Annotated in this window: 21 protein-coding genes and 1 pseudogene; 21 read left to right on the top strand and 1 reads right to left on the bottom strand. The window is 35.4% G+C overall.

Annotated elements, in window-relative coordinates:
- The first annotated feature begins 85 nt into the window (after positions 1 to 85).
- Positions 86 to 3,052, top strand: coding sequence for a discoidin domain-containing protein (locus H8S00_RS03050; RefSeq protein ID WP_186839978.1), 2,967 nt, complete (start codon positions 86 to 88; stop codon positions 3,050 to 3,052).
- 60 nt (positions 3,053 to 3,112) lie between these two features.
- Here H8S00_RS03050 and H8S00_RS03045 read toward each other — a convergent pair whose 3' ends face one another.
- Positions 3,113 to 3,739 (bottom strand): nucleoside triphosphate pyrophosphatase, encoded by a 627-nt coding sequence (locus tag H8S00_RS03045; protein ID WP_186839977.1) that lies wholly within the window; start codon positions 3,737 to 3,739, stop codon positions 3,113 to 3,115.
- A gap of 128 nt (positions 3,740 to 3,867) precedes the next feature.
- On the opposite strand from H8S00_RS03045, the gene H8S00_RS03040 reads away from it, so the two are divergent.
- The 20 genes and pseudogenes from H8S00_RS03040 (at position 3,868) to H8S00_RS02940 (ending at position 25,697) form a co-directional block, all read left to right on the top strand.
- A complete protein-coding gene (locus H8S00_RS03040) occupies positions 3,868 to 4,362 on the top strand; it encodes an immunoglobulin-like domain-containing protein (RefSeq protein ID WP_118588960.1) in 495 nt (164 codons plus the stop codon).
- Positions 4,363 to 4,630: 268 nt separating this feature from the next.
- Positions 4,631 to 5,080, top strand: coding sequence for a DUF2975 domain-containing protein (locus H8S00_RS03035; protein WP_118588961.1), 450 nt, complete (start codon positions 4,631 to 4,633; stop codon positions 5,078 to 5,080).
- A 10-nt stretch (positions 5,081 to 5,090) separates the two neighbouring features.
- Entirely contained in the window at positions 5,091 to 5,297 is a 207-nt protein-coding gene (locus H8S00_RS03030; RefSeq protein ID WP_021953379.1) for a helix-turn-helix domain-containing protein, read from the top strand.
- A 3-nt stretch (positions 5,298 to 5,300) separates the two neighbouring features.
- Positions 5,301 to 6,766: pseudogene (locus H8S00_RS03025) on the top strand (DUF4153 domain-containing protein).
- Positions 6,767 to 6,860: 94 nt separating this feature from the next.
- Entirely contained in the window at positions 6,861 to 8,219 is a 1,359-nt protein-coding gene (gene trkA, locus H8S00_RS03015; RefSeq protein ID WP_186839974.1) for a Trk system potassium transporter TrkA, read from the top strand.
- Between the two features lie 15 nt (positions 8,220 to 8,234).
- On the top strand, positions 8,235 to 9,692 hold the full coding sequence (locus tag H8S00_RS03010; protein WP_186839973.1) for a TrkH family potassium uptake protein: 1,458 nt from the start codon (positions 8,235 to 8,237) through the stop codon (positions 9,690 to 9,692).
- A gap of 55 nt (positions 9,693 to 9,747) precedes the next feature.
- On the top strand, positions 9,748 to 11,088 hold the full coding sequence (locus tag H8S00_RS03005) for a TrkH family potassium uptake protein (protein WP_186839972.1): 1,341 nt from the start codon (positions 9,748 to 9,750) through the stop codon (positions 11,086 to 11,088).
- Positions 11,089 to 11,097: 9 nt separating this feature from the next.
- Positions 11,098 to 11,745: a potassium channel family protein gene (locus tag H8S00_RS03000; RefSeq protein WP_021953374.1), complete on the top strand. Its 648-nt coding sequence runs from the start codon at positions 11,098 to 11,100 to the stop codon at positions 11,743 to 11,745.
- On the top strand, positions 11,738 to 12,382 hold the full coding sequence (locus tag H8S00_RS02995; protein WP_186840039.1) for a phosphoribosylanthranilate isomerase: 645 nt from the start codon (positions 11,738 to 11,740) through the stop codon (positions 12,380 to 12,382). Before H8S00_RS03000 ends, H8S00_RS02995 begins: the two co-directional genes overlap by 8 nt.
- 223 nt (positions 12,383 to 12,605) lie before the next feature.
- Positions 12,606 to 12,977, top strand: a complete 372-nt coding sequence (locus tag H8S00_RS02990; RefSeq protein WP_186839971.1) for a GntR family transcriptional regulator — start codon at positions 12,606 to 12,608, stop codon at positions 12,975 to 12,977.
- A gap of 30 nt (positions 12,978 to 13,007) precedes the next feature.
- Positions 13,008 to 13,880 carry an ABC transporter ATP-binding protein gene (locus H8S00_RS02985; RefSeq protein ID WP_186839970.1) on the top strand — a complete coding sequence of 291 codons (873 nt, stop codon included), beginning with the start codon at positions 13,008 to 13,010 and terminating at the stop codon, positions 13,878 to 13,880.
- Positions 13,864 to 14,529 (top strand): ABC-2 transporter permease, encoded by a 666-nt coding sequence (locus H8S00_RS02980; protein WP_186839969.1) that lies wholly within the window; start codon positions 13,864 to 13,866, stop codon positions 14,527 to 14,529. The genes H8S00_RS02985 and H8S00_RS02980 overlap by 17 nt, the downstream gene beginning before the upstream one ends.
- 155 nt (positions 14,530 to 14,684) lie before the next feature.
- Positions 14,685 to 15,380, top strand: a complete 696-nt coding sequence (pyrH, locus tag H8S00_RS02975; protein WP_021953373.1) for a UMP kinase — start codon at positions 14,685 to 14,687, stop codon at positions 15,378 to 15,380.
- 32 nt (positions 15,381 to 15,412) lie between these two features.
- Positions 15,413 to 15,967 (top strand): ribosome recycling factor, encoded by a 555-nt coding sequence (gene frr, locus H8S00_RS02970; protein WP_021953372.1) that lies wholly within the window; start codon positions 15,413 to 15,415, stop codon positions 15,965 to 15,967.
- 114 nt (positions 15,968 to 16,081) lie between these two features.
- A complete protein-coding gene (gene uppS, locus H8S00_RS02965; RefSeq protein WP_021953371.1) occupies positions 16,082 to 16,813 on the top strand; it encodes an undecaprenyl pyrophosphate synthase in 732 nt (243 codons plus the stop codon).
- A gap of 2 nt (positions 16,814 to 16,815) precedes the next feature.
- Positions 16,816 to 17,637 (top strand): phosphatidate cytidylyltransferase, encoded by an 822-nt coding sequence (locus H8S00_RS02960; RefSeq protein ID WP_186839968.1) that lies wholly within the window; start codon positions 16,816 to 16,818, stop codon positions 17,635 to 17,637.
- Positions 17,638 to 17,646: 9 nt separating this feature from the next.
- Positions 17,647 to 18,789: a 1-deoxy-D-xylulose-5-phosphate reductoisomerase gene (locus H8S00_RS02955; protein ID WP_021953369.1), complete on the top strand. Its 1,143-nt coding sequence runs from the start codon at positions 17,647 to 17,649 to the stop codon at positions 18,787 to 18,789.
- A 2-nt stretch (positions 18,790 to 18,791) separates the two neighbouring features.
- Complete coding sequence (rseP, locus tag H8S00_RS02950) at positions 18,792 to 20,093, top strand: RIP metalloprotease RseP (RefSeq protein WP_186839967.1); 1,302 nt, start codon at positions 18,792 to 18,794, stop codon at positions 20,091 to 20,093.
- Between the two features lie 14 nt (positions 20,094 to 20,107).
- Positions 20,108 to 21,166 (top strand): flavodoxin-dependent (E)-4-hydroxy-3-methylbut-2-enyl-diphosphate synthase, encoded by a 1,059-nt coding sequence (ispG, locus tag H8S00_RS02945; RefSeq protein WP_021953367.1) that lies wholly within the window; start codon positions 20,108 to 20,110, stop codon positions 21,164 to 21,166.
- 1 nt (position 21,167) lies between these two features.
- Complete coding sequence (locus H8S00_RS02940) at positions 21,168 to 25,697, top strand: PolC-type DNA polymerase III (protein WP_279287343.1); 4,530 nt, start codon at positions 21,168 to 21,170, stop codon at positions 25,695 to 25,697.
- Positions 25,698 to 25,751: the final 54 nt, after the last annotated feature.

Below are 25,751 nucleotides of genomic sequence, written 5' to 3'. Positions count from 1 at the left end.
CGTAATAAAAAATAGTGATACTTGAAAAATACAAAAAAACAAACAATAATTAAATTAATATATTAAAATATCAATAGGAGGTATTATGAAAAAAGAGTCGATAAAAAAGAAATTTAAAGCAATGATATCTTTTGTTTTGGCGTTAGTGCTATTGGTTCAGCCAATAACTATGCCTAAAGATGTGTATGCATCGGGTAATGTTAAACTTGAAATAAATGGTTTTCAGATAAGTGCAATGTTAGAAGCATTTAGAACCATTTACTCTGTATCGGAAACAGATAAAACAGATGAAATAGGATTGGTATACGGACTTACCGATTCGGTTTCAGAAGATGAAATGATAGTAGGAAGCTCAAATACTACAGTTCATTCATATGCAGCAACACCATTGGGAGAGACAGGCAAAAAGTACAGTTCATTGGATAATGCAAAAAGCTACTGTCTTACAATGGAATTTATAAAAAATGCAGAGTTTTATAAACAGGGCATAAGTGTAAGGGCATATGCTAAATTAAAAGATGGCAGTTATGTTTATAGCAATATAAGCACAATGTCTGTATATGACGTAGCAGGAAAACTTTATAACAGAAATCTTATGAGTAATATGAGAGGTCATGAGTATCTGTATGATAGTATTCTTTCTGTTGTAGACAGTTCATATAAGAAGGTGGATTATATGAACAGAAATACTATTGTTACAGCAGAGGCTGAGGAAAATACTACAGTGGCACCTACTGAGAAACCGACAGAACCGGAGACTACAGCAAAGCCTGAGGAAACAACTACAAAGGCTGAAGTAGATCGTACTACATATAAGAAACCGGGAGTTCAAAGTGAAGGTGCTGATGCTGAGGTGGCATCAAATATTTCCCTTAATAAATATATTGACGGAATTGATACGGAATTTTCATCTACAAAAGGAAATACTTCTAACAATGAAGGAATAAATAATTTGTTTGATGGAAATGTAAATACAAAATTCTTTACAGGGGATGCACCGGTTATTTCCATCGCATGGAAAATGAAACGTGCTACCATAATCAGAAATTACACATTAGTAACAGCAGGTGATGCAGCTACTTATCCACATAGAAATCCATATAAATGGAAATTGTTAGGCTCTGTAAACGGTACTGACTGGGTACAGCTTGATGCAGTGGACAATGGTGGAATAGGTCATGAAAATAACAAAGGATACTCATATGATACTGATGCTCAGAAAGCATGTCAGTTCTTTATGTTAAGAATTGAGAGCAGTGGTGATGATGGAAGGTTGTATTACGGCTCACAGTTGTCAGAAATATACATAAAAGGTGATGTTGTTCAGAAAACAGAAAACATTGGTGTTGATTTAGATGACCATATAAGTGGAATTAACACATCAGCTACAACTGTTGTAGGATATAATGGAAATGAAGGTGTTGAAAATCTTTTTGACGGTGATACATCAACAAAATTATTTACCAATACCGCAACACCATGTTCAATAGCATGGACAATGAAGGAAAGTACGTCATTATATAGTTATACTTTAACAACTGCCAATGATAACGCTACATATAAGAACCGTTCAATGAAATCATGGGTGTTATACGGCTCAAATGATGGAAATAACTGGGATGTAATTGACAGGGTAAATGACAGTGGAATAATGGATGTAAATTATGCTGATTATACATACATTGTAGATAACGTTGGCTCATATAAACATTTTAAATTAACAGTAACAGAAGGATATGGAAATTCATTCCAATTATCGGAAATTAGCTTAAAAGGATGTGCATTATTATTGGAAAATGAGTTCGAAGCTATTTTCACAGGAGATTGGGATAAGGTTACTGCAACAAACTATAAGAAGAACCTTAAGGATTTATTCTATCAGGTTTATCCACGTCAGTATACAAGATGGGGAACAGGTTCAGAACCTAAGAGAATGTTTATAGTAGCAGATAAGGGTTATGACGGAGTTGCATACACTATGGGAAATTCCATTGTAATTTCAGTAGACTGGATGAATTCTAATCCGGTAGGTATAGGATATTTCTCTCACGAGCTTACTCATGCAGTACAGCAGTACGGAAATGTTACATCTTCCGGTCCAGCATGGTGGGTTGAAAATATGGCGAACTATGGTGGATTCCGTTATTACCATTGGGCAACTGAAGACAATGTCCAGGTATACCAGGCAAGTGATACATCCCTTCAGGACTGGGGATATCAGGCATATGGCAATAACAAATGGTTCTTTGCATATATGGATGCAAAATATCCTACAACTAAGTCATCTGACGGAACTGTAAAATTAGGACTTATTGATAGCATAAATAATATGTTAAAGACAAATAAGGGAACAAAGTATGATGATAATCCAAAGGACACATCTACACCATGGAGCAAGCTGGTATATCAGATAACAGGATATGACTGTATTGAGTCACTTCGTCTTAAATATGTGGAAGAATTGAAGAATGGTACATGGGCATTTACAGGATTCAGATATTATCAGGATAACTGGATAACAGAAGGAATAGCAGGTGTTGATAAGCCTACTTATCCTATGATTGGTTCTAAAACTCATGGCTCAAAAAAAGCCGCAAAGCTGGATACAGCTGTTACAAGTGGAACCAACTTGTGTAGTGGAGCGTCAATTCTTCATACATCAGGTCAGACAAATGTAAATGAAGCAGCTGAAAAGTTAATTGACGGAAATCTTGATACGAAATGGTGTTCAAGGAGTTCTTCCGAATCAACATTTAACGGTGTAATGCATTCAGTTAAAATTGACTTAGGAAGTAAGAAGACGTTTAATACATACACAATATACAATACACAAAGCAAAGAAAATTTTGCTAATGCATCAGAGTGGGAAATATTGGTATCAGAGGATGGAAAGACATGGACATCTGTTGATTATCAAAATAACAACAATAATTCGGTTTCATCATATAATATTGGTACACAGACAGCACGTTACGTTCAGATTAAAATATTTAATCCGGGAGATAGTGCAGGTACAATAAGACTATACGAATTCCAGTTGTATAACAAATAAAATATAAAAATACCACCTATAGTCGTATTAATTTAATTAAATATGGCTATAGGGGATTTTTTATTTCATTAAATTAAGCTCATGATAAAGGCGGGCAATTGGAAGTCCCACAACATTATTATAATCTCCATTAATACCTTTTACATATACGGCAAATTGTCCCTGAATACCGTATCCTCCGGCTTTGTCATAGCAATCTCCGGTAGAAATATAGCTGCTTATTTCTAAGTCTGTCATAGGATATAAAGTAACATCTGTAGATTCAAAAAATGAGTGAATTTCTTTATGCTTTGTATTAAAATCATATTTTATTAATGTAACTCCGGTATAAACTTCATGAGTGGCATCCTGAATGGATTTAATCATTGAAAAAGCCTCTTCAAAGTTTTTGGGCTTTCCCATTATTTTACCGTTTTTGGTAACTATAGTGTCGGCACCGATAACTAAAAAAGACAAATCTTCAAAAGCCATAAGAGAAAAATCTATATGTGACATAAGCTTGTTAAAAACATCGTCAGCTTTTTGAAGGGAAAGTTCTTTTACAATATCAGAGGGGATAGATTTGGTGATTTTCTCATCAACCTCTGATTTTATAATTTCAAATTCAAAACCTGCCTGTTTCATAAGTTCGCATCTTCTGGGAGATTGGGATGCTAAAATAATTTTTGTTTTATCTAAATTAATCATATTTGCTCCTTAAACTTTAATATAAATACCAGTATAATTTACCAGTGAAAATAAATTTTGTAAACAACTAACAAAGTAATATTTTTAAGGATTATTATAGATAGAAATGAAAGAAAGGAGAGCAGTGGATGAATAAAATAAGAAAATTTATTGTTACAATGCTTGTAATTACCATGGTAACTACAGTGGCACCAATATGGAATGTTTCAGCAAATAATACTGTAGGTAAAAAGGTTACTGTCACAACAAAAAAGAAAAAGGTTAAAAGAAAAAAGAAACCTAAAGCCTATATAAAGGTAGCTAAGGTGAAACGCACAAAGAAAGCGGTAAAGGTGAAGGTTAAGTTCATTAACAAAACTAACCGGGAAAAATACTATGGTGAGGTATACTTTATCAAAAAATATGTTAATGGAAAATGGCGGAAAGTTGAGTATGGACATGGTGGTAAAATGGCTTTTAATAGCATAGCGTATGTACTTCCTAAAAAGTCATCGGCATATAAAACATATAATCTTACATATGCATATAATAAAGAAGACCTGCAACCGGGAAAGTATAGAATATATGTGGACTATGATGTGAAGGCTAGGGGACGGTATGCTACATTCAGAATAAAAAGATAATCTATAGTAAAAAATAACAGCTTTTCTAAATATTAGAAGGCTGTTATTTTTTGTGAGGATTTTTATTGGTATATACAGGAATAATGTATTTTATTAGTGCAAAAACATGATTGAGTAATAAAGAAAAACGTTGTAAATCCGTTAATTTTTTTCTAATATCAATAATTATTTATTGAAAAACGATAAAAATATATTGACTTTCATACATTAGAGGATTATTATGAATTGTAAGGATACCAGTAAATTAAAACTTTAAAAGGAGGACAAAATGAAGTTAAATATTACCAGATTTACAAAGGCTGTTCTTGATATTATGTTTGTTTTAGGAATACTTATCACAGCCACATTACCTTTTCTACTGAAAACATATGGAAAATATGTGGAGCCGGGAATAGAAAAGTACATATGGCAAAACAGTGTGGTATTGGGACTTTGTGGAATATTTTCCCTTATGATTGTATGGGAGTTAAGAAAAATGTTTAAAACCGTAATAGCAGATGACTGCTTTGTTAGAAATAACGTGACAAGTCTTAAAAAAATGTCCATATACAGTGTAGGAATTGTATTTTTTATGGCAGTGAAATGCCTATTTAACATAACCCTTGCCACTATGGCGATAATGATGGTTTTTATAATTGCAGGATTATTTAGCCGTGTACTGGCACAGGTGTTTGACAAGGCCGTAACTTATAAACTGGAAAATGATTTAACAATATAGGAGGTGCCCGATGGCTATAGTAATAAATTTAGATGTGGTTATGGCACAAAGGAAAATGGGCTTAACGGAGTTATCCCAAAAGGTGGGAATAACTCAGGCAAATTTATCTATTCTTAAAAACAATAAGGCGAAAGCAATCCGTTTTTCAACATTAGATGAAATATGTAAGGTTTTACAGTGCCAGCCGGGAGATATATTACAGTTTGTGGAGGATTAATTTATGGAAAATAATATGAGAAAAGAAATGGAAGAGAAAGAAAAACAGGATTTTAAGGTGCTGGGATTATCGTCATTTATATATGCAGTGGTACTTACTTTTTGCCTTTACAAGAATTTTTCGGGAATTACCAATGTGCTGTGGACAGTGGCAACGGTAATTTATATTGCGTATGTGGCACGTAAATATGAAAAAAAGCAAAAGCCAATAAATATTTTTTATGATTGTGTAATCATACTTCTTGGAATTTCAAATTTTACTACGGATAATCAGATTATTCTGTTTTTTAACTATATGGTGATTTTCATAGCCATAGCAGTAAATATGATATATATGTTTATTGACATAAAAAAACTGGGGATGTGCATTCAATCCATGGCTGTGTGCCAGTGTATATTGGGATGCATAGGAGAACTGCCAAAGCCTTTTACCCATGGAATAAAAGCATTAAAAATGGATAAAGACCGCAATAATAATATAAAATATATATTAATTGGTATAGGCTGTGCTCTGCCTGTTGTAATGATGGTAACTATTATCTTAGCCAGTGCAGATAGTGTTTTCAGAAACATGATAGTTAAAATTTTTAAATTAGATACTCTTATTCTTAATTTAACCGGAATAGTAATTATGATAATTGTATCTTATGCCCTGGTATATGCATTTTCTTTTTATGTGAAAAATGGAAAAGTATACATAAATGAAAAAGAAAACAAGATGGCTGCACTTCCCGTTAATATAATTATGTCAATGGTAGCTGTTGTTTATGTGATGTTTGCCACTATACAGGTGGTATATCTATTTGGTCATGGAGGCAGTCTTCCTCAGGGCTATACATATGCACAATATGCCAGACAGGGATTTTTCCAGCTGTTGTTTTTAAGTGGTGTAAATGTTGTTTTTATACTGCTTACCATGGAATTTGTAAAAATAAATAAATTCATGAAGGTGGTTTCGGGAGTAATATGCCTGTGTACATTTATAATGATATTTTCCAGCGGATACAGAATGAAAATGTACATAGAAGAGTATGGTCTCACTTTTTCAAGGATTTTTGTATTGTGGCTGTTAGTTGTTATAAGTATGGTTATGCTGGGATTAGTCATTAAAAACTTCCATAAAGAATTAAATTTATTTTCCTTTTCAATGGCAGTTGTAATATGTTGTTTTATTTTTTGTCCTTTAGTCATGTTGATTATATTATAGCTAAATACAATTTATCCCAGTGTCAATATATTATGGATAAGAATAAAAATGATGACCCTTATGAGATAAATATTTATGTGGATATGGATTATATCATTAATCTTTCAGCAGACAGTGTGCCGGCGGTTTTGGATGAGAAAAATGAGAAGGTGACACGATATTTAAACAAAAAGAGGTATTATAAGAAATTAGAAAAATACAAAGACGGTGGAATAAGGAGTTTTAATTTATCAAGATATAATGCAGGAAAGAATGTAAAGTAAATATAAATACCATGGAAATAATCATTACTTGATTTTCTGCACATAAGGGTTATAATAACTTTGTTTATATGTTCTTTTATGGGAGGATAGATAATTGAGAATTATTATTGCCGGAGATGGAAAAGTTGGCGCAACTCTGACTAGAAAATTGTCAGCAGAAGGGTGTGATTTAACTTTAATTGATTCCAATCCAAAGGTATTAGAGGCAAGCTTAGAGAGATATGACGTTATGGCAATTCAGGGAAACTGTGCATTAATGTCAGTATTGGATAAGGCTGAAATCAAAAAAACAGACTTGCTTATTGCAGCTACCGGAGCAGATGAAATTAATTTATTATCTTGTATGACAGCACATAAGATGAATGACAGATTACATACAATAGCAAGAATAAGAAATCCGGAATATAGTGAACAGATTTATAACATGAGCGGAGAATTTGGGTTATCTATGGCTGTTAATCCTGAAAAGCAGGCAGCAATTGAAATAGAGAGATTGCTTAAATATCCGGGATTTTTACAGAGAGATACCTTTGCAAAGGGAAAAGTTGAAATTGTGGAATTAGAAATTGATGGAAAGAGTGTTCTTAAAGATGTTTCCCTTAATGAACTGTACGGAATAATTAAGTGTAAAATACTGGTTTGCGCAGTTAGAAGAAATGGTGTTGTTGTGGCACCGGATGGTAACTTTATTTTAAGGGAAGGTGACCGTATTTACGTTACTGCACCAAGCACCAATATGAGTATTTTATTGAAAAATCTTGGTATTATTACCCATAAAATTAAAAATGTAATTTTGTGTGGTGGTGGAAGAGTAAGCTATTATTTGGCAAAGAAACTAGAAGGAACGGGAGTGTCTGTAAAGATTATTGAACAGGATCCCGACAGAGCGAGAAATCTTGCGGAAATGTTGCCGGAGACAATTATTATCAATGGTGATGCCAGCAGAAGAACTATGTTAGAAAGTCAGGGAATAGAAAATTGTGATGCATTAATTACCTTAACAGGTATGGACGAGCTTAACATTATTATTTCCCTATATGCTAAAAGCAGTGGAGTGCCGAAGGTTATTACAAAGGTTGCCCATACTGAAAAAAGTAATATACAGGACAGCTTGCAAATAGGAAGCGTAGTTTGTCCTAAAGAATTGTGCTGCAATACCATAGTAAGATATGTAAGAGCATTAGAGGCACAGACAGGAGCGGCAATTTCAGTTCATAGTATAGTTGACGGACAGGTGGAAGCTTTGGAATTTTTAGCTGACGAACATACTAAAAATTGTGGAATGGCATTAAGAGATGTAAAAGTAAGAAAAAATGTACTTATTGTATGTATTACTCACAAAGGAAAAACAGTTATACCTGATGGTGAATCAAAGTTTGAAGTGGGAGATACAGTTATTGTAGTTGCTACGGGAGATGCGGTAATACATAAGCTTAATGATATTTTTGATTAATGAAAGGAAGTAATAATGAACTATAAAGTTATGGGTCGTTTCATCTCAAAAATATTGGCAGTTGAAGCGGTCTTTATGATACCAGCAATGTTAATAAGTGTCTTTGACAAAGAGTATAAGGCATTTATAAGTTTTGTCCTTAGTATATTAATTATTATGGCTGTATCAGCATTGTTATTTGTTTTGGGAAGAAAGGCAAAACAGCGTTTCTTTGTAAAGGAAGGTTTAGCCTGTGTAGGTTTAAGCTGGATAGCCATTAGTTTATTAGGATGTCTCCCTTTTTATATATCAGGGGAAATTCCACATTTTATTGATGCGTTATTTGAAATGGTATCAGGATTTACCACTACAGGTTCCTCAATTCTTCCTGAGGTGGAAGCTATGTCCAGAGGAATGCTTTACTGGAGAAGTTTCAGTCACTGGTTAGGTGGAATGGGAGTTCTGGTATTTTTGCTGGCAGTTACTCCGGCTAATGGAAGAAGTAACAGATTTACTCTTCATCTATTAAGGGCTGAAAGCCCGGGGCCTAATGTGGAAAAATTAGCACCGAGAATGCGTGACACGGCAATGATATTATATATGTTATATATGGCACTTACAGTAATGAATGTAATATTTTTACTGTTAGGAGGAATATCGTTGTTTGACTCAGTCTGTACGGCATTTGGAACAGCAGGAACCGGTGGATTTGGAATTAAAAATGACAGTATGGCAGGATATAGTCCTTACATTCAAAATGTCTGCACCATATTTATGTTATTGTTTGGTGTAAATTTCAGTTGTTATTACCTTCTTTTGTTAAGAAGATTTAAAACAGTGTTAAAGGATGGGGAACTTAGATTATATTTAGGATTGGTTGTTGCAAGCATTACAGCTATAACCATTAATATTTACCATATGTTTGGAAGTATTGGGGAAGCTTTACATCATGCAGCTTTTACCGTAGCCAGTATAATTACAACTACGGGTTTTGCTACTGTAGATTTTGATAAATGGCCTGAGTTTTCTAAATCAATAATAGTTGTGTTAATGATGATTGGAGCATGTGCAGGTAGTACTGGCGGCGGATTTAAGTGTGGAAGGTTGTTGCTATTGTTAAAGAGCATACGACGTGGAATAAGAAAGACCTTAAATCCAAATAAAGTTGAAGTTATAAGAAACAATGGAAATGCTGTAAATGAAAAAGTAATTAGCGGAATCAATATTTACGTGGCAACATATTTTATTATTATTTTTGGAAGCTTTTTGCTAATAGCAGTGGATGGATTTTCAATTATTACTAATTTTACGGCTGTTTTATCCTGCTTTAACAATATAGGTCCGGGACTTGATCAGGTAGGCCCTACATGTAATTTTGGACTATTTAGTGATTTTTCAAAAATAATATTAATAATAGATATGTTAGCCGGCAGATTGGAAATATACCCTATATTAATATTGTTTTCAAGGGATGTATGGAGTTTCAAAAGATAGAGTTGTGAAAAAAATACCGGTGATGTATAATATCTTTTATGATTAGGAGATAGTTATGGAAAAGAGACGTATACATTTATCAACGGCACAATTTATACTTTTAGGATTTGTAGGAGTGATTATTATAGGAAGTCTTTTTCTGATGCTACCGTGTTCTACACGTAGTGGAGAAGGGGCTTCCTTTTTAGACTCATTATTTACGGCAACATCGGCAGTTTGCGTTACGGGATTAGTAGTTCAGGACACGGCGACGTATTGGTCAGACTTTGGACAGGCAGTGATATTATTCCTTATACAAATAGGTGGAATGGGAATAGTTACCATTGCGGTAGCTTTTGCCACCATGTCAGGAAGAAAAATAGGTCTTATGCAAAGAACAGTTATGCAGGAGGCAATTTCTGCACCAAAGCTTGAGGGAATAGTAAGGCTTACAAGATTTATCATTAAAATGGCATTTGTAACTGAATTAACGGGAGCGGTTTTAATGTACCCTGTTTTTGCCGTTAAAATGGGGGCACTTAAAGGAATATGGTATTCGGTTTTTCATTCAATATCAGCATTTTGCAATGGGGGATTCGACCTTATGGGAATAAATGAAAAGTATTCATCCCTTACATCTTTTTCCGGCAACATTGTAATTAATTTAGTTATTGTGCTTCTTATTTTATTGGGTGGAATAGGCTTTATGACTTGGGATGATATTAGAACACACAAATTTAAATTTAGTAAGTATAGAATGCAAAGCAAGGTTATTTTGTCAGCAACCATAGGACTTATAGTTATTCCTTTTGTTTATTTTTATTTTTGTGAATTTTCAGGAGCAAAATGGCATATGTCAGGGGCAGACAGGGCATTGGCATCTCTATTTCAGACAGTTACCCCTAGAACTGCCGGATTTAACACCGTGGATTTAACTAAGGTTTCCGGGGCAGGACAGTTAATTATGATTGTGTTAATGATGGTAGGTGGTGCTACAGGTTCTACTGCAGGTGGAATGAAGATAACTACCCTTGCGGTACTTTTTGCTTCGGCAATATCGGTGTTTAGAAGAAAATCATCCCCTTATTTGTTTAGGAGAAGAATTGCTGAAGAGGTAATAAAAAGTGCGGCAGCCATAATGCTGCTTTACAGCTTTTTGTTTCTTATGGGTGGAATTATAATATGTGCAGTGGATGGATTTAATATTATTGATGCATTGTTTGAGTCGGCCTCTGCAGTATGCACGGTAGGCGTTACTCTTGGAATAACTCCTCATACAGGTGTAATTTCGAGAATTGTTCTTATAGTGCTTATGCTGTTTGGAAGAGTTGGCGGTCTCACAGTGATTTTTGCTACAGTATCAAGTAAGAGAAAAGATGTGGCAAAATTCCCGGAAGAAAAAATAATGGTAGGATAGGAGAAGATTATGAAATCAATTTTGTTAATAGGACTTGGACGATTTGGGAGACATATCGCTGAAAATCTGTATGAATTAAAGCATCAGGTTATGGCAGTAGATAAAAAAGAGGATAGAGTAAATGCAGTATTGGATTTTGTAACTAATGCTGTAATTGGTGACAGTACCAATGAGGAATTCCTGAAATCTTTAGGTGTAGGAAATTACGATGTATGTATGGTTTGTATCGGTGATGATTTTCAAAGTTCATTAGAAACCACATCACTTCTTAAAGAATTAGGGGCAAAAAAGGTTGTTTCAAGAGCTGCAAGAGATGTACATGCAAAGTTTTTGTTAAGAAACGGGGCAGATGAGGTGGTGTATCCAGAAAGACAGTTGGCAAAATGGAGTGCCATAAGATATACTTCCGACCATATTTTTGACTATGTTGAATTAGGGAAGGAATACTCAATATTTGAAATTGAAATTCCTAATGAGTGGGATGGCAAAACAGTAAGTGCAATAGATATCAGAGGACGTTTTGGTATAAACATAATGGCAATTAGACGTGACGGACGTCTGGATATAAATATTACTCCTGATATGGTGTTAACTGCAGGTTGTCATATGCTGGTTCTTGGCTCAAATAAGAACATAGAGAAATGTTTTCATATATAGGATAAAAGGTAAGAAAACGATTATTAAAATTTGTGGAATAACAACGGCTAATGAAACAGAATATCTTAATAAGGTGAAAATTGATTTGGTGGGAATGGTATTATTTTTTGAAAAAAGTAAGAGAAATATTACTATAGATAATGCCAAAGAAATCATGAAAACTCTTGATGACAAAATAAAAACAGTGGCTGTGGTTGTATCCCCTACTATTGACCAGATTGAAGAAATTGAAAATGCAGGCTTTGATTATATACAGATTCATGGAGAAATGCCCGTAGGAATATTTGATAAAACAGACATTTCGGTACTAAAGGCATTTAATGTAAATGATATGGAAATGTATGATGAGTACAGCAAGATTTCAGGTATAAAGGGTTTTGTTTTTGATGCGGCGGAACCGGGAAGCGGAAGGACATTTGACTGTAATAGTATAAGGGACACTAAGAGAAGTGAAAAATGGTTTATATTAGCCGGTGGACTTACTCCGGACAATGTGGCTGAAGCCATAAAAACAGTTAAGCCTGACGGTGTAGATGTATCATCAGGTGTGGAGAAGGGTGATGGCATGGGGAAGGATTACGAAAAAATCAGAAGATTTGTTAGAAATGCAAGAGGACAAGAAGGCGGCATGCTATAATTGCAACCGCTTTTTTTAGTGGAGGGAAAGTAGTATGTTGAAAAAGAAAAATCACCTGTTATGACATCTTTGAAATCACCAAAAAGTAAATCAGAAGTAAATCAAACTATAAAAATTAGAACAAAAATAATCAAAATAGTATAAATTCGTTGACAAATTGTATATACTGTATATAATGTAATATATACAGTGTATACAATGCATTGAAATACGGAGGTAACTTATGAAGATAATTATATCAAATCAGTCAGAATTGCCCATTTATGCTCAAATAAGGGAGCAGATTAAGGAACAGATTTTAAACGGTCAGTTAGAAGAAGGAGAGGTGTTACCGTCTATCAGAAGCCTTGCAAAGGACATTGGAGTTAGTGTTATTACTACCACCAGGGCATATAACGATTTAGAACAGGAAGGCTTTATTGCTACCATGCAGGGAAAAGGAAGCGTGGTGCTTAGAAAGGATAACGGCATAATAAGGGAACAATACCTTTTACGAATTGAACAGGGAATAGAAACGGCAGTAGAAACAGCCAAAAGCATTGGTCTGGCAAAAGAAGAGTTGCAAAACATACTGGACTCATTCTGGCAGGAATAAAAATGCTTTATGACAGAAAGGAAAATTAAAATGAATAATATTTTGGAAATAAAAAATTTAAACAAAAGTTATAAGAAATTTGAACTTAAAAATATTAATCTGACTATTCCGGCAGGATACATAATGGGGTATGTAGGTCAGAACGGTGCAGGGAAAACCACTACCATTAACATGATTAATCATATATGCAAGTACAAGGAAGGAAGCATTAAGGTAGATGGAATTACATATGAGGAAAATCCGGTTAAATACAAGGAAAGTATTGCCTTTGTAGGGGATGAATCCTTCTTTTATCCCAGTGCCAAAATAAGTGTAATACGAAAAACTCTTAAGGACTTTTATCCTACATTTAATGAGGATAAGTTTAATTCATTTATAAAGAAGTACAATTTGCCTGAAAAGCAGAAAATAGATTATTTTTCCAGGGGAATGAAGGTAAAACTAATGTTTGCAGCGACATTTTCCAGGGATTCAAAACTGCTTATTTTAGATGAGGCAACTAACGGATTAGACCCGGTGGTAAGAGAAGAATTGTTAAATGATTTACAGGAATACATAGAAAATGGTAGCAGAAGTATTTTGTTTTCAACCCATGTTCTTAGTGATTTAGAAGAAATTGCAGACTATATTACCTTTATAGATGAGGGAAGAATTCTGGTTAGTAAGCCCAAGGATGAAATGCTAGAAGATTATTTGCTGGTTAAGGGAGAACCGGGGCAGATTACCGGTGAAAATTCTAAATATTTAATTGGAATTGACCATAAAGCATACAACTTTGAAGCACTTATAAAAACAGAAGATGCAGAAAAAATAGGCTCAGGATTTGTTATTGAAAAACCGGAAATATCACAGATTATGCTTCACAGCATAAAGGAAAGGAGACAACATGAAAAACGCAATTAAATTTTTTAAATATGATTTAAGAAAAGGAAAGATGGTGCTGGTTTTATCCTTAGTGTTTTTTGCACCTATTGGTTTTATAATGGGAAAAAACAATGATAGTGTGTATTCTATATTTTCATACATGTCATTAATAGCCATGGTAGGACCCTTGTCATTGTTTTCGTATGAACAAAAGAATGGCTGCGGTTTTGACAATATGCTGCCGGCAAAAGAAATTGAAAGGGTTTCAGGAAGATTTTTAACCGGTGTATTTTATGTTGTTTGGGAAATGCTGCTGGCAACAATATTATCAGCAATTATGATAAAAACATTAGGGAAAAGTTTTCCGGAAATTCCTATAGTAATTATGCTGTCGGCAGGAGTACCATTTATTTATAATTCAATAATGAATACCGTACTGTATGGGATGGGAACATCAGGTAACCCGCAATTAAAGAGGATAATTCTGATTTTACCTACAATGGTGCTTTGGGGTGTGTTAAGTGCATTTTCGGATACATTATTAAAGGGCGGAGAATTTGAAAATATAGTTATGTATATCTTAAAACATATTAATGTTGTTGCTGTTGTGATATTTATAATAGGTGTTGCCATGTATATAGGTGGAATAATGTTGTCTACCTATATAGTTAAAAGAAAAGATTATTAAACCATTTAAACTATTTTAAAACCATTTTAAAATAAGATACTTCTTTATTTTTTTGACTTTATATGTTATTCTAGTTCTAGATTAAAATTGGAAGCAGTTTGTGCATAAAGCACCTTATTGCGACTAATAAAAACAGAAAAAAAGAGGAACATAAAATGAATAGAGTTTTACTTAAGTTAAGTGGTGAAGCCTTAGCAGGTGATAAGAAAACAGGCTTTGATGAAGAAACCTGTGTGGCAGTTGCAAAGCAGGTTAAAACTATTGTGGACAAAGGAGTACAGGTAGCTATTGTTATTGGTGGCGGAAACTTCTGGAGAGGAAGAACAAGCAATAAGATTGACAGACCTAAGGCAGATGGAATAGGCATGTTAGCTACTATTATGAATTGTATGTATGTATCAGAAATCTTTAGAACAGAAGGTATGGATACTAACGTATATACACCTTTTGCCTGTGGAACATGGACAAAGCTTTTCTCAAAGGATGAAGCAGTAGCTGATTTAAATAATGGAAAGGTTGTGTTCTTTGCAGGAGGAACGGGACATCCATATTTCTCAACAGATATGACCATGGTTTTAAGAGCAATTGAAATTGAAGCAGATTGTATCTTAGGAGCAAAGGCCATTGACGGTGTATATGACAGCGACCCGGCTAAGAACCCTGATGCAAAGAAATATGATGAACTTCCTATTTCTAAGATAGTTGATGACAGATTAGGTGTTATTGATTTAGCAGCCAGTGTTTTGGCAATGGAAAATAAAATGCCAATGCTTTTGTTTGGACTTAACGAAGAAGACAGTATAAATAAAGCCGTATCAGGAGAAAAAATCGGCACTAAAATAACTGTATAATAAAACATATTTTTAAAGGAGTAATAGATAAAATGGAAGAATTATTAATGACATATGAAGATAAAATGGAGAAGTCATTAGACAATCTTAAAGAGGAATACACAACAATCAGGGCAGGAAGAGCAAATCCTCATATCTTAGATAAAGTTAAGGTAGATTATTATGGAACACCCACACCTCTTCAGCAGGTAGGTAACATATCTGTTCCGGAGGCAAGGATGATTTGCATTCAGCCTTGGGATGCATCACTCTTAAAGGATATTGAAAGAGCAATTAATGCATCTGATTTAGGACTTACACCTACTAATGACGGAAAGCTTATACGTCTTGTATTTCCTGAACTTACAGAGGACAGAAGAAAAGAATTAGTAAAAGATGTCAAGAAAAAAGGCGAAAATGCTAAGGTTGCCATAAGAAACATTAGAAGAGATGCCATTGAAGCCGTTAAGAAAAAAGGCAAGGAAGATGGAATATCAGAAGATGAAATTAAAGGATATCAGGATGATGTTCAGAAATCTACTGATGCATATGTAAAGAAAATTGATGATGCCATAGATGCAAAGTCACAGGAGATAATGACAGTATAATATATGTGCTTATACACACTTACAGAGAATAGAGGGGACTATTGTTTCCTCTATTCTTTGCACTGTCAAAGATATTGTTTTACATAGGTTAATTTAGTGAAAGGCGGATAATGTATGGCTGAAAAAATAGACATTACGGGACTTAACATTCCACAGCATGTTGCAATTATTTTAGATGGAAACGGAAGATGGGCGAAAAAGCGTTTTCTTCCAAGAAACGCAGGACATGCAGCAGGGGCGAAAAATGTGGAAAAAATAATTGAAGATGCTCATGACATGGGAATTAAATATCTTACAATGTATGCATTTTCAACGGAAAACTGGAACAGACCGGAAGATGAAGTTAAGGCATTAATGAAGCTTTTAAGAAATTACTTAAAAGACTGTATTGAACGTGCCAACAAAAACGACATGAAGGTAAGAGTCATAGGTGATAAATCAAGATTAGATGATGATATTATTGACAGAATTAATGAATTAGAAGAATGTTCAAAGGATAATAAGGGAATTAACTTTATTATTGCCATTAATTATGGTAGCCGCGATGAAATAAGGCGTGCTGTTACAAAAATTTCACAGGATGTCAAAGATGGAGTTATAGAATCCCGGGATATATCTGAAAATCTTATTAGTTCATATCTTGATACGGCAGGAATACCGGATCCGGATTTACTTATCAGAACCAGCGGTGAAATAAGATTATCTAATTATCTTTTGTGGCAGTTAGCATATACGGAATTTTATTTCACGGATGTTTTGTGGCCGGATTTTGATAAGGAAGAATTGAAAAAGGCTATTGTAAAGTATAACCAGAGAGACAGAAGATTTGGAGGAGTTAAGGCATAACCATGATTTTAAGTAAATTTGCAAATAAATCTTTTCTGACAAGATTATTAAGTGGAATAGTGTTAGTGGCACTTATTCTGGCAACCATTATTCCCGGAGGAATAATTTTGTTGGTGGCTAATATGTTAATATCACTGGTGGGAGTATACGAATTATACAGGGTTCTTGGAATTGAAAAAAAACTTCCGGGAATTACGGGATATGTGGCAGTAGTTATCTACTATGGGCTTTTGTTCATGGGAAAAACACAAAACATGCTTATACTTATAATTGTATTTCTTATGTGTCTTCTGGCACAGTATGTATTTATGTTCCCGAAATATAAGACAGAGGAAATTTCCAATGCAATAATGTGCATGTTATATGCAGGTGTTATGTTGTCATATATTTACAATGTAAGGGCAGGAGACAATGGTGCTTATACCGTATGGCTTATTTTCCTTTGCTCCTGGGGCAGTGATACATGTGCCTACCTGGCAGGAGTAGCCTTTGGAAAACATAAAATGGCACCGGTGCTTAGCCCTAAAAAGTCAATAGAAGGAGCTATAGGCGGAGTTGTTGGTGCAGCAGTTTTAGGGGCAGTATATGCTTCAGTTTTTGCAGATAAGATTACAATAAATAATCCTGTAATAGTTTTTGCAGTAATATGTGCAGTAGGTGCTTTAATATCCATGGTGGGAGATTTGACAGCATCGGCTATTAAAAGAAATCATGATATAAAGGATTATGGAAGACTTATTCCGGGACATGGCGGAATAATGGATAGATTTGACAGTGTTATATATGTAGCACCTGTTATATGGATTTTGGTACAGATTTTTTAAGGAGAATTAATGAAAAATATTACAATTTTAGGCTCTACAGGTTCCATAGGAACTCAGACTCTTGACATTGTAAGAGCCAATGATGATTTGCGTGTGGTTGCCATTGCAGCAGGCTCAAATATACAAAAATTAGAAGAACAGATAAGGGAATTTCATCCGGAAATAGTATGCGTATACAATGAAGAGGCGGCAGCTAATCTTAAGATAGCGGTGGCTGATACCTCCGTAAAGGTAGTAGCAGGAATGGACGGATTAATTGAGACAGCAGTATACAAAGGCGCCGATATTGTTGTAACGGCATTTGTGGGAATGATTGGTATACGTCCTACATTAGAGGCAATAAAGGCAGGAAAGGACATTGCCCTGGCAAATAAGGAGACACTGGTTACTGCAGGACATCTGGTAATTCAGGCAGCAAAGGATTATGGCGTAAAAATTTTGCCTGTAGACAGTGAGCATAGTGCCATATTTCAGTCCTTAAACGGTGAAAACAGAAAAGAAATTGATAAAATATTACTTACTGCTTCCGGAGGACCTTTTAGAGGAAGAACAAGGGAACAGATGAAGGATGTAAAGGTGGAAGATGCCCTTAAGCATCCTAACTGGACTATGGGACGAAAAATTACCATCGATTCAGCTACAATGGTTAACAAGGGATTAGAGGTAATTGAAGCAAAGTGGCTTTTTGACGTGGATTTTGATGATATTCAGGTAGTAGTCCAGCCACAAAGTCTTATTCATTCCATGGTACAGTTTAAAGACGGTGCCATTATAGCACAGTTAGGTACACCTGACATGAGACTGCCTATTCAGTATGCACTATACTATCCGGAAAGAAGATTTTTAGCCGGTGACAGGGTAGACTTTGGAAAGATAGCCCGGATTACCTTTGAAAATCCTGATACAGATAATTTTATCGGATTAAAGTTAGCATATGAGGCAGGACGGATTGGAGGCTCAATGCCTACAGTATTTAATGCGGCAAATGAAAAAGCAGTTGCGAAATTTCTTGATAGGAAAATAGGATTTTTGGAAATAACTGATATTATACAGTATTGTATGGAAAATCATAAGGTTAAGGAAAATCCTTCAGTAAGTGAAATATTAGAAATAGAACAATGGGCATATGAGCTTATTGAGAACAGGTGGTAAGAATGCAGACATTTATAGGAATTGTTATAGCTTTAATTATTTTTGGTGTATTAGTTTTAATTCACGAATTTGGACATTTTATTGTGGCAGTAAAGAATAAGGTTACTGTAAATGAGTTTTCCATAGGAATGGGACCTAGAATTTACAGCCATGTGGCAAAAAGCGGAACAAGATATTCCCTTAAACTTTTACCCTTAGGTGGTTCATGTGCCATGCTAGGGGAAGATGAGGACAATAATGAAGAAGGCTCTTTTAATTCAAAATCAATATGGGCAAGAATGGCAATAGTTTTTGCCGGTCCTTTCTTTAACTTTATACTGGCTTTTGTTCTTGCTTTAATTGTTATTGGAGCAAAGGGAATTGATAAATCATATGTAACTTATGTTGATGAAAAATCACCGGCATATGAGGCAGGACTTAGAGTTGGAGACCAGATTACCAAATTTAACGGTGCCCATGCAACTCTTGGAAGGGAAATATATTTAGAGGAATATGTTAATCCTTTAGATGGAAGCAACATTAGCATTACCTTTACAAGAAACGGCGAGAAAAAGAGCATAACCTATAAGCCGTCAACCCAGAAGAAAGCTATTGTGGGAATGTCATATACTAGTCAGGATACAAAGGCTACAGTGGAACAGGTTACTAAGAACTCTCCTATGGCTGAGGCAGGAGTTATGGCAGGAGATGTGGTTACGGAAATTGACGGAACTAAAATTACCACAGGAAGTGATATGGCTAAGTATATTAGTGAACACCCCTTTGGAGAAAAAGAGGTTAATATCACTTTAGACAGAAAAGGAAAAGAAATAAAGGTTGTACTTAAACCTAAGGTGACTGAGATAGCAGACAGAGGATTTGTTTATAATCTTGCAAGAGAAAAAGTTTCCTTTGGAAATGTTATTAAATATAGCTTCACGGAAGTAAGATATGAAATTGCAACAGTTTTAAAAAGTCTTAAAATGTTGGTTACAGGTCAGGTTTCAGCCAATGAAATTTCAGGCCCTGTAGGCATAGTAACGGTAATTGGAGATACTTATACCAGTGCTAAGTCATCAGGTGCCACTGTTACAATTTTGTCCCTTATTAATCTTGCAATTATGCTTAGTGCTAACTTAGGAGTTATGAATCTTTTGCCAATACCGGCATTAGATGGTGGACGTATTTTCTTATATCTTATAGAAATTATAACCGGAAAACCAATACCAAAGGATAAGGAAGGAATGATTCATTTTGTTGGATTTGTTCTTCTTATGGCATTAATGGTATTCTTATTATTTAACGATATAAGAAAGCTTATTTAATTGGAGAAAATATTATGTTTAGAGACAACACTAAAGTAATAAAAATAGGAAATAAAGTTATAGGCGGGGGAAATCCCATACTTATTCAGTCTATGACTAATACAAAAACTGAAGATGTGGAAGCTACAGTTAATCAGATTAAGGAATTAGAGGCTGCAGGATGTGACATTATAAGGTGTGCGGTTCCTACCATGGAAGCGGCTAAGGCTTTGGGAAAAATAAAAGAAAGTATCAATATTCCACTTGTGGCAGACATTCATTTTGATTACAGACTTGCCATAGCAGCTATAGAAAACGGGGCTGACAAAATAAGAATTAATCCCGGAAATATAGGTGATATGGACAGGGTAAAGGCAGTAGTTGACGTAGCAAAGGCAAAAAATATTCCTATAAGAGTAGGTGTAAACAGTGGTTCATTAGAAAAACATATTTTAGATAAATATGGGAAGGTAACTGCTGAGGGCATTGTGGAAAGTGCTTTAGACAAGGTGAAAACAATAGAGGATTTGGGATATGATAATTTGGTAATCAGCATAAAATCCTCAGATGTAATGATGTGTGTAAAGGCTCATCAGTTAATTGCACAAAAAACTAATTATCCTTTACATGTGGGAATTACAGAGTCAGGAACAGTAACATCAGGAAACATAAAATCTGCAATAGGTCTGGGGCTTATTTTAAATCAGGGAATTGGAGATACAATAAGAGTTTCCCTTACAGGAAATCCTGTGGAGGAAATAAAAAGTGCCAAGCTTATTCTTAAAACTTTAGGTCTTAGAAAGGGTGGCATTTCCGTAGTTTCATGTCCTACATGTGGACGTACTCAGATTGATTTAATAGGCTTAGCAGGCAAGGTAGAAAATATGGTTACCAAATATGATGATTTGAATATTAAGGTAGCTGTAATGGGATGTGTTGTAAACGGACCGGGAGAAGCAAGAGAGGCAGATATAGGAATCGCAGGAGGAAAAGGAGAGGGACTTTTAATTAAAAAAGGTGAAATTATAAAGAAAGTTCCTGAAAATCAGCTTCTTGATGCACTAGAAGATGAGTTAAAGAATTGGAGGAGTTAGATTGGAAAAAAAGAAGTTTTTCGATGTTTTCCAGACAATTAAATTAAATGATGAGCTTACGGCTATGTTTGAATATGTGGATATTACAAAGATAGCTACTAATGTTGATCATACAAAAATGCGAATATATATTGAAAGCAGCAGACTTATTGAAAAGTCTGCTATTTTCACCGTTAGAGATGAAATTGCAAGAAATTTAAGAACGGGAAAACGGGTGGAGATTGAGATTATTGAAAAATATTCCCTGTCAAGTCAGTATACGGAGGAAAATCTTTTTGAAATATATAAAGATAGTATTATTATGGAGCTTAATGCCAAAAGCCCTATAGTAGCGGCAATGTTTAAAAAGGCTCCCATTAGATTTGATGAAAATAAAAAATTGATTATTGACTTAGAGCAAAGCATTGTGTCGGAAGCCAGAATGAAAGTTTTAAAGGATACCATTGAGAAAATCTTTAGGGACAGATTTGATATGCCTCTGGAAGTAAAAATTGAAAAGAAGGCTTTCCAGCAAAACAGATTTGCCATTAAAAATGCAAAGAGACTCCAAAATGAGGTTAATGTTCTGTTAGGAAAAAATCAAAATGAGGAAGAGACAAAGGAAGAAAAGCAGGAAAAAGTCAAGCCTGTAAGAGTGAAAAAGGCTACATATTCACAGGACCCTGATATGGTATACGGACGTGATTTTAAGTATGAGGGAGATACTAAGTTAAGCGATGTATTTGAAGGTACAGGTGAAACTGTAGTCAGGGGTCAGATTATGACCATGGAGGACAGGGAGACAAGAAACGGAAAATTCATTGTTACAATGGAAATTACGGATTTTACCGACAGTATTGCAGTTAAAATATTTTTAGCAGATGAGAACGTAAAGAAAGAGTTTTATTCAAAAGTTAAAAAGAACAGCTTTGTAAGGATAAAGGGCGTTGCCATGTTTGACACATATGACAGACAGGTGGAAATAAGCCGAGTGGACGGTATGAAGCTGATTCCGGCATTTTCTGTTGGAGAAAAGAGAAAGGATACTGCAGTAGAGAAAAGACTTGAACTTCATTGCCATACAAAGATGAGTGAAATGGACGGCGTAAGCGAATGCAAGAAAATCGTCCGTAGAGCTTACGAGTGGGGGCATAAGGCAATTGCCATTACAGACCATGGTGTAGTGCAGGCATTCCCTGATGCATGGCATGAATACTTGGATATAAAGAATGAATGTAAGAAGGCAGGAAAAGAGTGTGACTTCAAGGTTATCTACGGAGTTGAAGCATATCTTGTAGACGACTTAAAGGACATGATTGTAAATCCAAAGGGGCAGGGATTAGATGATACTTTTGTAGTATTTGATTTGGAAACTACAGGATTTAGTGCAAAGGCAGATAAGATAATTGAAATCGGTGCAGTGAAGGTGGAAAAGGGAAAGATAGTTGACAGGTTTAGCACCTTTGTAAACCCACAGGTTCCAATACCTTTTAGAATAGAGCAGCTTACAAGTATTAATGATAATATGGTTATTGATGCACCTACCATAGAAGAGATTCTTCCTAAATTTATGGAGTTTTGTAAGGGAGCAATTATGGTAGCACATAACGCTGATTTTGACATGAGTTTTATTTCGGCTAATTGTAACAGACAGAACCTGCCATGCGATTTTACTGTTATTGATACCGTGGCAATGTCAAGATATTTGATTATTGGTCTTGGAAGGTACAAATTAGACAGCGTGGCAAAGGCACTGGGAATAGTATTAGACCATCACCACAGAGCAGTGGATGATGCAGAGTGTACAGCCCTTATTTTCTTAAAACTGTGTAAAATGCTTGAGGACAAGGGAATAACTAACCTTGATGAATTAAATAAACAGGGAAAGCAGTCTAAAAATCTTATAAATAAACTTCCGTCCCATCACGCCATTATTCTGGTTAAAAATTTAGTGGGAAGAGTTAATTTATACAGACTGATTTCCATATCACATATTGACACTTTCGCAAATAAGAAGCCACGAATATTAAAAAGTGATTATCTTAAATATTGTGAGGGACTGATGATTGGCAGTGCTTGTGAGGCAGGAGAGTTATATCAGGCTATTTTGCATGGAAGAACACAGCAGGAAATTGCCAGATTGGCGGAATTTTATGATTATTTTGAAGTCCAGCCCTTGGGAAATAATGAATTTATGTTAAAAACAGGCAATCCTGACATAGATAACAAAAAGAAGTTTTTGGTGGATTCAAAAGAGGATTTAATGGATGTAAACCGCAAAATCATTGAGCTGGGTAGGAAGTTTAATAAAATGACTGTTGCCACATGTGACGTTCATTTCCTTGACCCGGAAGATGAAATTTACCGTAGAATAATTCAGTACGGTAACGGATTTAAGGATGCAGACCATCAGGCACCTCTTTATCTTAGAACTACTGATGAGATGCTTAAGGAGTTTGAATATTTAGGCAGTGACGTGGCGGAAGAAATAGTAATTACAAATCCTAATAAAATAGCGGATATGATTGATAATATTTCACCGATTCATCCTGATAAATGCCCACCGGTGTTAGATAATTCTGAGGAGAATCTAAGAAAAATCTGCTTTGACCGTGCTCACGAAATTTATGGTGAGGATTTGCCAAAAATTGTTGAAGACCGACTGGAAATAGAATTGGATTCCATTATTGGTAACGGATATGCCGTTATGTACATAATGGCACAGAGACTTGTATGGAAGTCAAATGAAGATGGATATCTGGTAGGTTCAAGAGGTTCCGTAGGTTCATCCTTTGCGGCAACAATGTCAGGAATAACTGAGGTTAATCCTTTAGCACCTCATTATTACTGCTTAGACTGTAAAAGCTCATTTTTTGAGGATGAATACAGGGCACCGGAAGGGACGGATATTGAGGAAATCAAGAAAATACAGGCGGTTATTAAAGAAGAAAGGGCAGAGGGTGGTCTTGGATTTGACCTTCCGGATATGATTTGCCCTCATTGCGGAAAGCCGCTACACAAGGATGGACTTGAAATTCCATTTGAAACATTCTTAGGTTTTGGCGGAACTAAGGAGCCGGATATTGACTTAAACTTTTCCGGTGAATATCAGGCAAATGCCCATGCATATACTGAGGTAATGTTTGGTAAAGGACATACTTTCAGGGCAGGAACTTATGCCGGTGTGGCTGAGAAAACAGCATTTGGATATGTTAAAAAATATTTTGATGACCATAATCAGGTAAAAAGAACTGCGGAGATTGACAGAATATCAAGAGGGTGTACAGGAATCAGAAGGAGTACCGGTCAGCATCCGGGAGGCATTGTTATTGTACCAAGGGATAAGGAAATATACGAATTTACACCTATCCAAAAGCCGGCAAATGATATGACAACGGATATTATAACTACCCACTTTGAATATCATGCTATTGATGCTAACCTTTTGAAACTGGATATTTTAGGACACGATGATCCTACCATGATTAGAAGGTTAGAAAAGCTAACTAATACTAATGTTCAAAGGGATGTGCCTTTTGATGACAAAAAGGTTATGTCGTTGTTTTTGAGCCCGGAGGCACTGGGAATTACATCAGAGGATATTGACGGATGCCCTACAGGTTCTTTGGGACTGCCGGAGTTAGGAACTGATTTTGTTATTCAGATGTTAGTAGACACAAAGCCTACGAAAATCGCCGATTTGGTTAGATTGGCGGGACTTTCCCATGGCACGGATGTTTGGCTTGGCAATGCCCAGCAGCTTATTGCGGAGGGTAAATGTACTATTTCCACGGCAATATGTACCCGTGATGATATTATGGTTTATCTTATGGATAAGGGAATTGAGCCTCAGGTAAGTTTTGACATAATGGAGCATGTAAGAAAGGGAAGAGGTCTTTTAACATACAAGGATAAGAAAACAGGAGAGGAACGTCAGGAAGAGGATGTAATGCGTGAACATAATGTTCCTGAATGGTATATCTGGTCCTGTAAAAAGATTAAATATATGTTCCCAAAAGCCCATGCGGCAGCTTATATTATGATGGCTTTGCGTGTGGCGTGGTACAAGGTGTATCATCCTTTAGCTTATTATGCTGCATATTTTGGAATCAGAGCCAAGGCCTTTGACTACGAAACCATGTGTAGAGGTCGTGAGAAAATGGAATATTACATGTCGGAGCTTAAGCGTAAAAAGGCAAATCATGAGGCTTCCAAAAAGGATGAAGATTCCTTGGGAGATATGAAGGTAGTTCAGGAAATGTATGCCAGAGGATTTGAGTTTTTACCAATAGATATTTATACTGCAAAGGCTCATGAGTTTCAGATAATAGACGGAAAGCTCATGCCAAGTTTAGACACAATCGAAGGTCTGGGAGAAAAGGCGGCAGACGGTTTAGTTGAAGCCGTACAGGCTCAGGATGGACCGTTCGTGTCTAAAAATGACTTAAGAGAAAAAAGCAAGTTAAGTAAAACAGTAATAGAAACCATGTCCCAGTTAGGTTTGTTAGAAGGTATGCCGGAAGACAGCCAGCTGTCAATATTTGATTTTTAGGGAGGAAATGAAAGGAGTTGTGTTTTAACGAGTATAATCGTCAGGTAACAGCTC

This window comes from Eubacterium segne (assembly GCF_014287775.1).
GTDB classification, from domain to species: domain Bacteria; phylum Bacillota; class Clostridia; order Lachnospirales; family Lachnospiraceae; genus Eubacterium_G; species Eubacterium_G segne.
The sequence above is the reverse complement of the archived record's forward strand: the minus strand, read 5'-3'. Positions and strand labels throughout refer to the sequence as shown.